Origin of the sequence: Novosphingobium sp. KACC 22771, assembly GCF_028736195.1 — a bacterium.
GTDB lineage: Bacteria > Pseudomonadota > Alphaproteobacteria > Sphingomonadales > Sphingomonadaceae > Novosphingobium.
Genome location: NZ_CP117882.1, coordinates 526,571 through 540,554, shown reverse-complemented (window position 1 = coordinate 540,554; position 13,984 = coordinate 526,571). Strand labels below are relative to the sequence as shown.

Here is a 13,984-nt window from a genome sequence, read left to right as displayed (position 1 = left end):
TCTACTTTTGAATTTTTGATATTGCAACGGCATTGCGATTTAGTCTATTTGAGCGACAAGAAGAACCAAATTGCCGCGAAAAGCGCAGGGAGAGATACATTGCACGACCATGCCATGGAACGAGCGGTTATGAAAAAGGTGCGCTGGCGCCTGCTGCCGTTCCTTGTCGCCTGCTATCTGCTGGCGCTGATCGACCGCACCAATGTGGGCATGGCCTCGTTGCAGATGAGCGCGGATATCGGCCTGACCAAGGTTCAGTTCGGTTTTGGCGCCAGCCTGTTTTTCATCTCCTATTTTCTGGTCGAGGTGCCCAGCAATCTGGCGCTGGAGCGCTTTGGCGCGCGTCGCTGGATCGCGCGGATTATGATCACATGGGGGCTGGTCTCCGCCGCCACCGCGCTGGTTCAGGGGCCTGCCTCGTTCTACACGCTGCGCCTCATCCTCGGCGCGGCCGAGGCGGGCTTCTTTCCCGGCATTGTGCTGTATCTGACTTATTGGATGCCGCCTGCTTATCGCGGGCGCGTGCTGGCGATGTTTGCTGTAGGCATTCCTGTGGCCAGCTTCATTTCCTCGCCCCTGTCGGGCGCGCTGCTGACGCTGGACGGCGCGATGGGGCTGCGGGGTTGGCAATGGCTGTTCCTTGTCGAAGGCCTGCCCGCCACCGTTATGGGACTGGCCTGCCTGTTCTGGCTCTCGGATCGTCCGGATCAGGCGCGCTGGTTGACGCAGGATGAGCGCGACTGGCTAGGCCGTGCGCTGGCCTCATCCGCCAAGCCCGTCACCGGCCAGCCCGTGTCCAAATGGCTTCTGCTGCGCAAGCCGCAGTTCTGGGCGCTGGTGCTGGCCTGTTGCGGCGCCTCGGCGTCGGGTTCTGTGCTGGGCGTGTGGCAGCCGCAATTCCTCAAGTCCTTTGGTCTGACGGACTTCACCACGGGTCTCGTCAATTCGATCCCCTATGGCGTTGCCACCGTGGCGATGGTCCTCTGGGGCTATAATTCGGACCGGATGAACGAGCGGGGCTGGCACACGGCCATCCCGCTGCTGCTGATCGCGCTCAGCGCCGTGCTTATCTCGCTGTCCACCGGGCTGGTGATGGTGGTTGTCCTGCTGACCGGGGCGCTGGCCGGGGCCTATTGTTTCAAGGGGCCGTTCTGGAGCCTTGCTTCAGGCTGGCTCAGCCCTTCGGAGGCAGCGGTGGGGATTGCCGCGATCAATGCCACGTCGAACCTTATCGGTGGCGCGGTCATGGTGAACCTCTATGGCTGGGTTTACGAGGCCACGCACAGCTACGCCATCGCGCTGGCCCCGCTCGCGGTTCTGGCCATTGCCAGCGCGCTTTCCATCCTTGCTGTTTCCCGTGCGGCCAAAGCGGAGCGGCCCGTGCCGCACTGATCCATCCCCGCCGAGACAGGCGGCCAATCAAAATACCCCAAAAAGCAATCAGGAGAGGTTGATGTTTTTCCATCGCAACCGGCTCAAGGCCCCCCCTTGCGCCTCGCTTATCGCGCTGGCCGCCATGCTTTACGGCATGCCCGCCGCCTATGCCGCCGATCAGGCATCCGATCAGGCGGGGGCCGCGGAGGCGGCCGCCCCGGCGGAAGGTGAAAACAAGGCAGCCGACATTATCGTTACGGGTTCGCGCATCGCCCGCGCCGGGTTTACTGCGCCGACCCCGGTGACGGTGGTGGGCGCCGACCAATTGATCAAGGTCGCGCCATCGACGCTGGCCGAATCCCTGCGCCAATTGCCCTCGCTCACCAACACGTCGGGGCCGCAGCGCAACTCCGGTTCCTCGCGCGTGGGGCAGAGCTTTCTCAACCTGCGCTCGCTGGGGCCGAACCGCACGCTCACCCTGTTTGACGGGCGGCGCATGGTTTCGACCAGCCTGACCGGCAGCGTCGATGCCAATATCCTGCCCTCGGCCATTGTCCAGCGGGTGGAGGTGGTGACGGGCGGCGCGTCGGCGGCCTATGGTTCAGATGCGGTGGCGGGCGTCGTCAACTTCATCCTCGACAAGAACTTCACCGGGCTGAAAGGCGAGGTCAATTACGGCATCGCGCAGGCAGGCGACAATCGCGAGATCCGCGCCACGCTCTCGGCCGGGGCCAAGTTTGCCGAAGGGCGCGGGCATATCCTGCTGAGCGGCGAATATTTCCGCAACGACGGCGTTCCGCCCAGCGCGCGCCCCTGGGCCAATCAAGGCTGGGGTTTTATCAACAATCCGGCGGGCACGCCCACCCTGGTGCTCAAGCAAAACGTGCGGACGGTGGGCACCTATGGCGGGCTGATCATCGGCGGCAATGGCGGCACGGCGGCCAACAATGCCCTGTTCAAGGGCATTCAGTTCCTGCCCGGCGGGGTGGCCGCGCCTTATAATTACGGCACCTATACCACCAGCACCCAGCAGGTGGGCGGCGATGGCGTGCCCACCGAAAACATCCAGGAAATCAACCGGCCATTGGAGCGCGCCAGCGCCTATGCCCATGTCAGCTTCGACGTATCGCCCTCCTTCAGCCTGTTTGCCGATGCGATCTATGGCCGCTCCTCCTCGACGGTGAACAACACCTATAACCGGCGCCAAACCGCCAATCCCTTTACCATTCAGCGCGACAATGCCTATCTGCCCGATGCGATCCGGGCCCAGATGGTGACAGCGGGCGTCACCTCGCTCACCATGCTGCGCTTCTCGCGCGAGCGCGGCTTTATCGTCACGCGCGGCGACAGCGACACGATGCAGGGCACCATCGGTGCCAAGGGCACCATCGCAGGCCTGTCATGGAACGCCTATTACCTGCGTGGGCGGACTTATCAGACGAACGCCACCCTCAATGATGAAATCACCGGCAAGTTCAACGAGGCCATCGATGCCGTGGTCAGCCCGTCGGGCGGGCAGATCGTTTGCCGCTCCAGCCTGACCAATCCGGGCAATGGCTGCGCGCCGTTCAATGTCTTTGGCGAAGGATCGCCCTCCAACGCCGCGCTCAACTATACGCGCGGGGTCAGCTGGTCACATGCCATCATCGACGCCGATGTCGCCTCGGCCTCGATTTCGGGAACCCTGTTCAAGGGCTGGGCCGGCCCGATCCGCTTTGCGACGGGCGGCGAGTATCGTTCGGAAAAAATCGTTCTGACCACGGACTCGCTCTCGCCCACGGGGGCGTTCCTTTTGGGCAATCCCAATCCCTGGAACGGCAAATACAACGTCAAGGAAGGCTTTGTCGAAGTCATCGCGCCGCTGGCCAAGGATCTGCCGCTGATCCGCGATCTGGAGCTGAACGCGGCTGGACGGATTACCGATTACAGCACCAGCGGGCAGGTTTCGACATGGAAGCTGGGCCTGTCCTATAAGCCGGTGGATGATCTGCGCCTGCGCGGCACGCGTTCGCGCGATATCCGCGCACCCAATCTGTCCGAACTCTATCAGGCGGGCCGTCAAAGCATCGCCTCGGTCAACGATCCGTTCAAGAACAACATTCGCGTGACCGGCATCCTGCAGAACAACTCCGGCAATCCGGGGTTGAAACCGGAAATAGCCGATACGCTGACCTTTGGCGCGATCTACAGCCCGTCCTTTATTCCGCGTCTGAATTTCTCGGTCGATTTCTATGATATCAGCATTGCCTCGGCCATTGACAACATCGCTTCGCAAACCGCGGTCGATCAATGCTATGCCGGGACGGCGGCGGCCTGCGCGCTCTTTACCCGCGATGCGGGGGGCAATATCACCACTTTCTCGGCGCTGCCGATCAATCTGGCCTCGGCCAAAACGCGTGGGGTCGATTTCGAACTGGGTTACAGCGCGCCCGAGGGCATGCTGGGCCTGAAAGGCAATGTCACGCTGCGCGCAGTGGCCACCTATCTGGCCAAGCAAGAAACGACAACGCCCGGCGGCGCGCCCATCGACCGGGCGGGCGAGGCGGGCGTCAATCCCTACCCGCGCTGGCGCGGCGTGGCGCAGTTCAATTATCAGGGCCCTGCCGTCGGCGGCTTCCTTCAGGCGCGCTATGTGGGCGGTGGCGCCTATGACGTGACGCGAGGCCCCTCGGTCATCGACCTCCAGAACGTGCAGGCCCAGGTCTATTTCGACGGGCAGGCCAGCTTCAAGGCGCCGATGGGCGGTTCCGAAATCGAGCTGTTCCTCAACATTCGCAACATTTTGGACAATGCCCCGCCGATAGCCCCGGAGAACGCCAACGTCCCGGTCGCCTACAATGCGTTCCTGCATGACGTGATCGGCCGGACGTTCCGCGTGGGCGCGCGTTTCAAATATTAATCTTCCAAACAATCCATGAAGTGGAAAGAAATGATGACAGGATTGTGCGTCAAACAGCGCGAAACAGCGGTCAGCCTTGCCGAAGTCGAAAGGTTCCGCAGCCTGCCGGTCGCCAATATCAGCGATGTGATGAGCCGCATGTCGGCAGGGGGCGCGCGGCTGCGCCCTCTTCACCGCGAAGGATTGCTGATCGGGCCGGCGCTGACTGTGCGCACCCGGCCGGGCGACAATCTGATGATCCACAAGGCGCTGGATATGGCGGTGCCGGGCGATGTTATCGTGGTGGATGCGGGCGGCGATCTCACCAATGCGCTGATCGGAGAACTGATGATTGCCTACGCGCGCTATAAGGGCGTTGCGGGCATCGTCATCAATGGCGCGGTGCGTGATTATGCCGCTATTTCTGCGGGTGATTTCCCCATCTTTGCCGCCGGGATCACCCATCGCGGCCCTTATAAAGACGGGCCGGGCGAGGTGAATGTGCCCATATCGCTCGATGGCATGGTGATCCATCCGGGCGATCTGATGGTGGGCGATATGGACGGTCTGGTCGCGGTGCCGCAAGGCGAGGTTGACGCTATTTACGAGGCCGCCTCACGCAAGCATCAGGCCGAGGAAGCGCAATTGGAGGCCATCGCGCGCGGCGAAAACCCGCGCGCATGGGTGGACAAGGCCTTGCGGGCGATCAACTGCCCCGGCGTTGAGGGCGCATGATGGCCGCGCCCCATATCGCCATTCTGGGCCGCGCTCTTGCCCCCCAGGCCATGGCGCTGGCCGAGCAGGCAGGCGCAAGGGTGACCACCACCGACACCTATCTGCGCGGGCCGGATCTGGACAGTTTCATGCAGGAGAACAACCCGGACGCCATCATCCTGCGCCTTGGCGAGGTGACCGACGCGGCGATGGCTTTGGCGCCCAATCTGCGGATCATCGCCAAGCACGGGGTGGGCTATGACACGATCGATGTCGATGCCGCCACGCGCCGCAACGTATTGGTGACCATTGCGCGCGGTGCCAATGCAATTTCCGTGGCCGAACACGCTCTGGCTCTTACGCTGGGCGTGGCGCGCGGGATTGCCTATCAGGATGCGCGCATCCGCTCGGGCCATTGGGACAAGGCCTTTTTCATGGGGCACGAGTTGAACGGCAAGGTACTGGGCGTGGTCGGTCTGGGCGCCATCGGTCATGCTCTGGCGCGGATCTGCGCCGCGCTGGGCATGGATGTGCTGGTGTATGATCCTGCTCTGCCCGATGGCGCGGCCATTGAGTTGCAGCGGGTCGGTTCCTTGGAGGGATTGCTGGCGCAAAGCGATGTGGTAAGCCTGCATTGCCCCTTGACCGCGGCAACGCGCAATATGATCGACGCGCAAAGGCTGAACATGATGAAGCCCGGTGCGATCCTGATCAACACGGCGCGCGGCGGGCTGATCGACCTTGAGGCACTGGCCGATGCGTTGGAGGCGAGGCGCATTGCCGGGGCCGGGTTGGACACATTTCCTGTAGAGCCACCGCAATTGACAGAACGCCTGCGCCTCCTGCCCAATCTGGTGGTCAGCCCGCATATCGGCGCCAGCACCATCGAGGCCGGCCGGCGTGTGGGCATGATGGCGATGCAGCAGGTGCTCGACCATCTGGCCGGGCGCGCGGTTGACCGCGCGGTCGTCGTGAACAGGCCGCCGCAAGCCGCCTGAGCCGCCGATCAGAGCGGCGCCTGCAAAGCCCGCAAAAAGGCCGCCTCTCCGCCCAGCTGGCGGCTGAGCGAGAGGGCCGAGGACAGCATCAGGTCGCTGTATTCCTCGGCCCTTTCGGCATTAAGCCGGTTGCACGGCCCGGCCAACACCAGCGCCCCGAGTAAAGCTCCGCCGCTGTGAAACACCGGGATCGAGAGCGAGGCTGCATAAGGGTCCGACACGCCCTCGGTGAACAGCGGCAATTTGAGCGCGACCTTATGCTCGCCATTGTCGCCAAAGCTGCGCAGGATGATCGCCGAGGAGGCCTCATCCATCGGCCGCACATCGCCGGGCTGTTTATGCACCCCCAATTGGTGCGGCGAATTGACCCGATATTGGCACAGGCGATAGCTGCCATGGCGGATATAGATCGAGGCGGTTTCACCCGTATGTTCGACCAGCGATTGCAGCACGGGGATGACGTAATGCTCCACCCGCATCGCTTCGGTATAGATAAGGTTGAGCCGAGCGATTTCCGGCCCGAGGCGATAGTTGCCTTGCGTATCGCGCACCAGAAAGCCGGTTTCCAGCAGAGCCACCGACAGACGCAGAACGGTGCTTTTGATCAGCCCGGTGCGGCGCGTCACCTCGGCCAGGCTGAGGGCCTCGTCGCCGCGTTCAAAACACGACAGGATTGTCAAAATGCGTTCCGCACTCGCGCGGCCTGGGGGTAGGGTGTCCGGTCCAGAATTCATGAAAACGAGCTAAGCCATGAATGCAATTTTGTATAGGGTAGGAAGTGGCTTTGGCCAGATTCTGGCACACATGCTCTGCTGATTTTAGTCAAAAATGCATCAGAGGCCGCTCTTGCTGGGCTGAGATACTCGAACCATGCGAAGCGACCTGATAATTTGGTCGAGTACTGCGGGTTCCAATGCTGCCCGACTTGTCGCCAGAATCGCCCTCATTCCAGACGTTCAGGGACTTGGGTTGCAGTGTCAGAACCCGTCGTTCGTTCACCGGCCCCGCGAGGCGCTTGAATAATGAGGTCTGGGACAAGTACGAACATAGTGTAATCGCGGAAGCGCTGGCTGGCCTGCTGCCGGTTTGATGAAAACACCTTTATCTCGGTGTCCATCAAACCGGCAGCAGGCCACATTGATGGAGGGGTTGACCGGTGTAGTTACTATCCATGCTTCCATCAAAGGCCAAATTTCTGTCGCCAAAAGAGAGCCTAAAAGCCATCCCTTGACGACAGAGCACAAACAGCGAGCAAGCTTACTTGCCCAAAGCCTTCTTTGCCGCCGCGTCCAGTTCGGCCGCAGTCATGCCGATATACAGACCCTGCGGGCCCATGCCGAAAGCCTTCTTGGGAAGCGAAACAGCGCCCCCGGTGCGGTCCAAAACGATCAGATCACCCTTGACCTCCTTGATCGTGCCGACTGGCGTTCCGGCCTTGCCCTTCACCTCGGCGCCTGCAACCAGAGCTGCGTCAAGTGCGGCAGCGGCTTTCCCTGCGGCGGCGGCAACCTGTTCGTCAATTTGGGCCTTGGTGATGCTCACCATCGGCCCCTTGGGGCCTGATCCGATAGAGGTCTTGGGCAGCGCCGCCTTGTTGGTCCCGGTGTTAACGACCACGGTGGTGTCGGCAATGCTGTCGATCGTGCCGACCTCTTCACCCTGCGCGTCATAGATCGTGCCACCGACCGCCAAGTTTGGAGCAGCAGCTGCAGCCGGCGCTTCCTGAGCGAAGGCGGCGGCGGGCAGACAGAATGCGGCCGAGGCGGCGATAAGAAGATGGGAAACTTTCATGTCAAGCGCTCCTGATCATCCAGAGGCTCTGAAAACAGCGCCGGGTTGGGCAATGGACGAGCCGGGCGGACACATCGCCGCGCGGCGGGCCCTTGCGCCCAACCCGACCTCCGTTTCGATCAGAGCCGGTTATTCAGGCTCTTTCGCCAAAGGCCCGGAAGGGTCGCGCCTGGCGATCCCTTAGGGGCGGCAAAATCACCTGTTGATCAGGAAATGCGCGAGCGGGCTGTGCTGTTTCCTGAACGAAGGCGGGGATGTGGTAAGTCAGGTACGGCGCTGTGTTGCACGGATGAAACCTTGAATCCCAATCAATCTATTGTTTTTTAATACTAAAATTTCCTACAGCCCTTCAAGAGGCCCTTTCCTGCCCTCCAGGGCGCTCTGTAAATATACCACCAGCCGCCCGAAATTTGCGATGACCCGGTTTGGACACATCAGGAAAGATCCTCGATTTCAAGCTGATACCGATCTCGTCTTTCTGCCCGTGCCCAGAATGTGCTGAAGGGCAGCGAGCGAACGCCCCCTGCCCTTCACGCGTTGAATGAAGCCGCAAATAAGCCCGCCCCAACTAGGAGCGGGCAAAATGGCTTAGAACTTGACGCCCAGTTCCAGCCCGAATTGCGACAGCGCGCCGGGCGCGATAAATGATCCGCCAAATTCCACCGCCGGGATGACCTCGGCCAGATAGCGCTTGCGCAGCACGTTGGTGCCAAAGGCGGTCAGGTTCCAGCTCTTGCCCGACAGGCCCGCGCGCAGATCCAGAATGCCATAGGCATTGCGCCGAGTGCCGGTGTAATTGCCCGGCGCGCCGAAGATCGTCGGGTTCGACTGGGCCTGAACCACATGGAACCACGTCGGCCCCGTCAGGCGGTAATCGGCGCGCAGCAGCAGGTTAAGCCCATCGCGGATCGGGGTTTCAAACTGGCTGCCCAGATTGACCGTGTAATCGGCGGTATAGGGCGATTTGTTGCCCACGGTCGAGGGGCGCACGCTGTTGGCCTTGATCTTGGAATCCATCACATTGGCCGAGGCAAAGGCGGTCCAGCCCGGTTTCAGCCGGACATTGATATTGCCCTCGATGCCCTTGAGATCCACCTTGTCGATATTTTCCACCACGCGCAGCAGGCCAAAGCCGCCCACGAAGAATTCAAAGAACTGCATATTGGTGACGCGGTTGTAATAACCGGCCAGCGTGTAGTCGACCGGGCCAAGGCGGCCCTTGACGCCCGCTTCAAAGCTGCTCGAACGTTCGGGCTTGTAAATGTCCTCGATCCGGGCCTCCGAACCGATGCCGCCGAAATAGCTGGCCACGATGGCCGAGGCGCCCTGATTGTTGAAGCCGCCCGATTTGAAGCCCACGCCCCAGTTGGCATAGACCGTCGCCTCCGGCCCAAAGCGATAGCGCAGCGTCACCTTGGGCTCGAACTGTTGAAAGGTGCGGCTCTTGGGCGTGATCGGGGTGCAGGTGCTGCCCAGCCCTTGCCCCGGATTGAGGCAATGCCCGCTGAAAGGATCAAGCAGCATCGGCACATTGTTCCTGACGTGCCGCTCTTCCACGTCGTAACGCAGCGCCACCCCGGCGTTGAACGCCTTGCTCACGCTGTAATCGGCCGAGGCGAAACCGGCATAGGCATTGGTGCGGAAACTGTCGTCAAACAGCTGGTTGGTCGGGCTGATCCCGCTGGGCGGGGTATAGGCGGCGGCAGCGGCCCCCTGCCCCTTGTCGCCCTGCGAGGTGACGACCGCGCGGCGCTTGATGTTGATGTAATAAAGCCCCGCCTGCCAGTTGAGCGGCCCGCCGTTCTTCGAGGCGATGCGGATTTCCCCGCTGATGTCGCGCTGCTCGCGGCGCTGATACTGGCTGCCGTCGCAGGTGGTGGGCGAATAGGGGCCGAACAAAGATCCCGCCGAGGTGCCCGCAAGATTGGTCGGGCTGGCCATCGGATAGCCCGCCAGCGCCGCCACGGTCGAGGCGCAGGAGCTTACCACGCCCGACACCGCCGGATTGACCGCCGAGGTGAAGAGCTGGAAATCGGCCGAGGTGCCGTCCGCAATCAGCCAGTTGCGGATGTCATTATAGGCCAGCCATGCCGTCAGCGTGGCGCCTTCGAAATCATGCGTCAGCTTGGTCGAGAGTTCGAGCGTCTTTTGCTCGTTCTGGGGCACGATGTTGCCGTAGAATTTGAACGGATGGTCGTTCACATTCTCGTTGAAGGTGGGAATGCCGGTGGCGGCGGCAAAACCGGGCAGGGCAAAGGCCGCATTGAACGAAAGCGATGCGCCCTTGGTGCGCCCGAAATGGGCCTTGGTGTCCAGCGTGGTCTGGTCGCCCAGATCGGCGATCACGCGGGCGTTGATGTTGAAACCGTGCTGATAATCCACCAGTTTCGCATTGCCCAGAAACGTGTTGCGATAAAAACCGTCGGTGTTCATGTAATCGCCCGACAGCACAAAGCCCACTCCCGGCATCAGCGGGCCGGACACCCATGCCTCGCCCTTGGCGGTGTTTTGCGTGGCATAGCTGAGGCGTGCGCCACCCTGAATGGTGTCGGTCGGTTTGCGGGTCTGGATCACGATGGCGCCTGCCGTGGCGTTGCGACCATAGATCGCGCCCTGCGGACCTTTCAGGATTTCCACCTGCGTCAGCGCGCCCTGCTGCTGGTTGAGCGAGGCGGTGTTGGTCTTCAAAATGCCGTCAACCACCAGCGCGATCGAGCCTTCGGCATCGCGCGCGCCATTGACGCCGCGAATATTGATCTGCACGTCCGAGGCGTCGGTGGTGCTGGCCACGATGGTCACGCCGGGCGTGACCTTGACGAAATCCTCGGTGCTGCGGATGCCGCCCTTGGCCAGTTGCGCTTCGGAGAGCACGCTGACCGAACCGGGCACATCGCTGAGCCTTTCATTGACGCGCCGCGCCGTGACCACCAGTTCGCCCTGACCGTCGGGCTGGGCTGCGGCGGCCTGCTGGGCCATGGCCGCCTGCCCCTGCAGCGCCAGCCCCAGACCGGAGCCGACCAGCAGCATCCGCTTCATGCAAATTTTACGCATAAGTTTCCCCTGTGCTTGAAATGGGCCACCAAGGCCCGAACCACCCCTGCGAACGCACATCATTGGACAGGGCAAAGGTGGCCCGCACCAAGGGGGCGGGCACCGGTCGCGCTGTCATCGGGGATTGAGAGCAAAGGGAAATTTATCGCCAATACAGAGGTTGAAAATGCCCACCTGTCGGTCATTTGCGGCGTGGCGCGGCGGCGTGGCGAGACATGTTACATGAGGCCGAGAACCCCACCTTGCCGCGCATAATCCCTGAACGCCTCAAAGCGCTCGGTTGAAGAAATGACCGGCGCGAAGCCGGGATGATCGCCGATGACCATGGCTTTTATGCCTTTCGTTTGCGAGGCTGGCGGCCATGCGCCGTTCGGGCCCGAAGGGTTGCCTTTGCGCATAAAGGCGATGAGCAGATCCTGCCACTGACGGCTGATCTTCGCATCACCCGCGCTGAAATGGCGGTTGCCCAATCCCAGATTGCCGAAAATATACGGAATCTGCGAAGAGTGAAACGCGCCATAGGCCTTGCCCTGCGGCGCGGGCGGGTAGGGGTGGTCATAGAGATAATCAAAGACCGTCTGCCCGCTCGTCTTTTGGCGCGCTTTGGCCCAGATGAGGACGCCCGACATATAGCGGTCGCGCGCCATCAGGAGATTGGATGCTTCGGCCTCGGCGCGTGTCGCATGGGGGTAAAGCCGGAGCAGGCGATCGGCAAAATCGCCATAGCGCGCGCGAACGGCCGTCTCGAATTTCTCCGGAGTATCAATGGAGAAGTCGACCATTTCGGCGGCATTATAGCCGGTCATGATCGCGACGTTGCTGGCAATGGGTCGATCGCCTATGGACGGATCGTAAAGAACGACCGCGCCATCGACATGGGGGACAAAGAGCAGGGGCGGCGCTTTGCCGCCGGGGTCGGGAATGGCGCGGGTGCGCTCGACAAGTTGGGCGGCAGAAACATTGCGCAATTCATCCGGCGTGCTCTTCCCAAGATCCTCGGCCAGCTTCACGCCGACGGCCTCCCCCTCGCGCAAGGGGGGAACAGGTACCCCCATGCTGGCGCCGCTGAAGGCCACCGCTTTGGCAAACAGGCCCTTGGCAAGGGGCGAGACGACCAGATGCGAAACCGATGCCGCCCCGGCGGATTCCCCCGCGATGGTGATGTTTGCCGCATCGCCACCGAAACGGGCGATGTTGGCCTTCACCCATTTAATCGCCTCGATCTGATCGAGCAGGCCATAATTGCCCGAACTGTGGATCGGCGATTCCGCGCTCAACGCCGGATGGGCCAGAAAGCCGAAGACGCCCACGCGATACTGGATGGTAACGACAACGACGCCGCGTTTTGCCAAAGTGGCGCCATCATAGATCGGCACATTCGCGCCGCCTCCGCCAAAGCCACCGCCATGGATGAAAACAAACACCGGCAGCCTGCCGGTCTTGCGGGCGGGTGTCCAGATGTTGGCGGTCAGGCAGTCTTCGGCAAAGGGGCCAGGGGCGATGAATTCGGCGGTGTAAGGGCCCCATCCCGCCCCGCCATCGGCCTGATAGCAGGCGGGGCCTGCGCGCGAGGCGTCTCGGACGCCGGGCCATGATTGGGCAGGTTCGGGCGCGCGCCAGCGCAGATTGCCCTCGGGCGCCTGGGCATAGGGAATGGCGCGATAAGCTTCCACGCCATCCTTGACGATGCCTTCCACCTTGCCCTGCGCGACCTGCACGGTCGGCCCTGCCAGCGCGGAACTGCCCAAGGCGGCAGCCAGCATGGCCAACCCAAATTTATGAACAATAGACATAAAACCGGCGCCTTTGTCAGAAGTTGAGATTGATCTGAAGGCCCACAGTCGGCTGTGAATTGGGATCGGGCAACTGGCACAGGCCGTCTGTTGCGCATGCGCCGATCCTGACATGCGTAAAACGCTCTTGGGCATCGCATCCATACTCCCGTTTGCCACCATTCATGCGATGGGGCTTGATTTATATAGAACCAATATTCTTATATTTATGTGTAGTCAATCGTCTCCTCTCCTGGTTGGTTTGCAATGCGGATAGGACGAGTATAGGCCCTGTGATCATGAGCGAGACAACGACCTCTTCACGGCAAAAGCGCAAACAGCCCGCGAGCCTGGGCCAAGCCGGCAAGGTGGAACGTCAGCCGCAGCAGTCGCGCAGCCGTCAAACGCGGGACAGCATCCTGCTGGCCGCCATCAGATTGTTCAAAGATGCGGGGCCGGCATCGCTCAGCTTTGCCGGCATTGCCAGCTCGGCCGGTGTGTCGGTCGGCGCGGTTCAGTTCTATTTCGCGAGCAAGGACGCGATGATCGAAGCTGTCATCTCACGCATACTGGATGACAATCTGCAGGCCGAGGTGGTGCTTTTTCAGAGACTTGAAGCACAATGCGAAGATTTTGATGCATATCTGCGCGCCTATATCGACGATTATTACAACCTTTTGGCGCAGTTTAATCCAAACTTTGTCAAATCCATTGATATCATCAAACAGAACCCTAACCTCTCCGTCAAAGGGCGCGATATTGGTTTCAAGGCCGAGGCTTTGGCCAAGGCTGCTCTTCGCCGGGCGCTGGAGGTCAATGGCTTGATTGCTGTCGATGATCGCATTGATGCGGTTTATCACATCATTCTGTCCTTCACGATCCGCGAACTCAATTGCCCAAGCGGATTGCCCGGATCGCAGGATGTGCTGCGCCGCCGCGATGCCTTGCGCGAGATGTGCTTCGCCTATCTGACCGGCAGCAATCAGACCCATTCGGCTGTCAAATAAGACCGCTGCCATCTCCGGTTTTGATCCGGAGTGAATGAACGGAAGCTGCCGCCAGACCGGGGCAGACTTTCACAGGCGCCGCGCCATAGTTGCGCGCTGATCGCCAACGCCCGCCCCCCAGCCTATTCGTGTCGCACATGATGCGTGCGGGGGTGCGAAGCGGTGCCGGCCCATAACCTTCCGATAGCGGTTTGCGCGCAGGCGAATCCGGTAGGAAGGCTTTGCCCCATTGGGATGAGCAAACCGCCCGAGCGCCTCAATAGCCCGGCGACAACAGCGACTGCATCCATTCAAGCCACGGTTTTATAGACGTTTTTCTCGTTCCCCCAAAAATCGCGACGCTTCTTGACTTGGCCCAAGGTGCGAGATACGATTTTACGAGAATAAAAATTCGTTATC

At 61.4% G+C, this 13,984-nt stretch carries 9 protein-coding genes; 5 read left to right on the top strand and 4 right to left on the bottom strand.

Annotated elements, in window-relative coordinates:
• Window positions 1-129: 129 nt before the first annotated feature.
• From PQ467_RS19230 to PQ467_RS19215, 4 genes are all read left to right on the top strand, one after another.
• Entirely contained in the window at window positions 130-1,392 is a 1,263-nt protein-coding gene (locus tag PQ467_RS19230; protein ID WP_274177147.1) for an MFS transporter, read from the top strand.
• A 61-nt stretch (window positions 1,393-1,453) separates the two neighbouring features.
• Window positions 1,454-4,273 (top strand): TonB-dependent receptor plug domain-containing protein, encoded by a 2,820-nt coding sequence (locus PQ467_RS19225; protein WP_274177146.1) that lies wholly within the window; start codon window positions 1,454-1,456, stop codon window positions 4,271-4,273.
• Between the two features lie 30 nt (window positions 4,274-4,303).
• A complete protein-coding gene (locus tag PQ467_RS19220; RefSeq protein ID WP_274177145.1) occupies window positions 4,304-4,987 on the top strand; it encodes an RraA family protein in 684 nt (227 codons plus the stop codon).
• Window positions 4,984-5,964, top strand: coding sequence for a hydroxyacid dehydrogenase (locus PQ467_RS19215; RefSeq protein ID WP_274177144.1), 981 nt, complete (start codon window positions 4,984-4,986; stop codon window positions 5,962-5,964). The genes PQ467_RS19220 and PQ467_RS19215 overlap by 4 nt, the downstream gene beginning before the upstream one ends.
• 8 nt (window positions 5,965-5,972) lie before the next feature.
• Here PQ467_RS19215 and PQ467_RS19210 read toward each other — a convergent pair whose 3' ends face one another.
• From PQ467_RS19210 to PQ467_RS19195, 4 genes are all read right to left on the bottom strand, one after another.
• Entirely contained in the window at window positions 5,973-6,698 is a 726-nt protein-coding gene (locus tag PQ467_RS19210; protein WP_274177143.1) for an IclR family transcriptional regulator, read from the bottom strand.
• 523 nt (window positions 6,699-7,221) lie between these two features.
• Entirely contained in the window at window positions 7,222-7,755 is a 534-nt protein-coding gene (locus PQ467_RS19205) for a hypothetical protein (RefSeq protein WP_274177142.1), read from the bottom strand.
• Between the two features lie 588 nt (window positions 7,756-8,343).
• Window positions 8,344-10,806 carry a TonB-dependent receptor gene (locus tag PQ467_RS19200; protein ID WP_274177141.1) on the bottom strand — a complete coding sequence of 821 codons (2,463 nt, stop codon included), beginning with the start codon at window positions 10,804-10,806 and terminating at the stop codon, window positions 8,344-8,346.
• A 218-nt stretch (window positions 10,807-11,024) separates the two neighbouring features.
• Entirely contained in the window at window positions 11,025-12,599 is a 1,575-nt protein-coding gene (locus PQ467_RS19195) for a carboxylesterase/lipase family protein (RefSeq protein ID WP_274177140.1), read from the bottom strand.
• A gap of 278 nt (window positions 12,600-12,877) precedes the next feature.
• Between PQ467_RS19195 and PQ467_RS19190 the strand changes: the two genes are divergently transcribed.
• The gene (locus tag PQ467_RS19190; RefSeq protein ID WP_274177139.1) at window positions 12,878-13,585 is read left to right on the top strand and encodes a TetR/AcrR family transcriptional regulator; all 708 of its coding nucleotides are present in this window, start codon (window positions 12,878-12,880) and stop codon (window positions 13,583-13,585) included.
• The last annotated feature ends 399 nt before the right edge of the window (window positions 13,586-13,984 follow it).

Bases quoted from the DNA above. Each gene is read 5' to 3' on its own strand.
- PQ467_RS19215 (WP_274177144.1), top strand. From the start codon at position 4,984: ATGATGGCCGCGCCCCATATCGCCATTCTGGGCCGCGCTCTTGCCCCC.
- PQ467_RS19205 (WP_274177142.1), bottom strand. From the start codon at position 7,755: ATGAAAGTTTCCCATCTTCTTATCGCCGCCTCGGCCGCATTCTGTCTG.
- PQ467_RS19225 (WP_274177146.1), top strand. From the start codon at position 1,454: ATGTTTTTCCATCGCAACCGGCTCAAGGCCCCCCCTTGCGCCTCGCTT.
- PQ467_RS19210 (WP_274177143.1), bottom strand. From the start codon at position 6,698: ATGAATTCTGGACCGGACACCCTACCCCCAGGCCGCGCGAGTGCGGAA.
- PQ467_RS19230 (WP_274177147.1), top strand. From the start codon at position 130: ATGAAAAAGGTGCGCTGGCGCCTGCTGCCGTTCCTTGTCGCCTGCTAT.
- PQ467_RS19190 (WP_274177139.1), top strand. From the start codon at position 12,878: ATGAGCGAGACAACGACCTCTTCACGGCAAAAGCGCAAACAGCCCGCG.
- PQ467_RS19220 (WP_274177145.1), top strand. From the start codon at position 4,304: ATGATGACAGGATTGTGCGTCAAACAGCGCGAAACAGCGGTCAGCCTT.
- PQ467_RS19200 (WP_274177141.1), bottom strand. From the start codon at position 10,806: ATGCGTAAAATTTGCATGAAGCGGATGCTGCTGGTCGGCTCCGGTCTG.
- PQ467_RS19195 (WP_274177140.1), bottom strand. From the start codon at position 12,599: ATGTCTATTGTTCATAAATTTGGGTTGGCCATGCTGGCTGCCGCCTTG.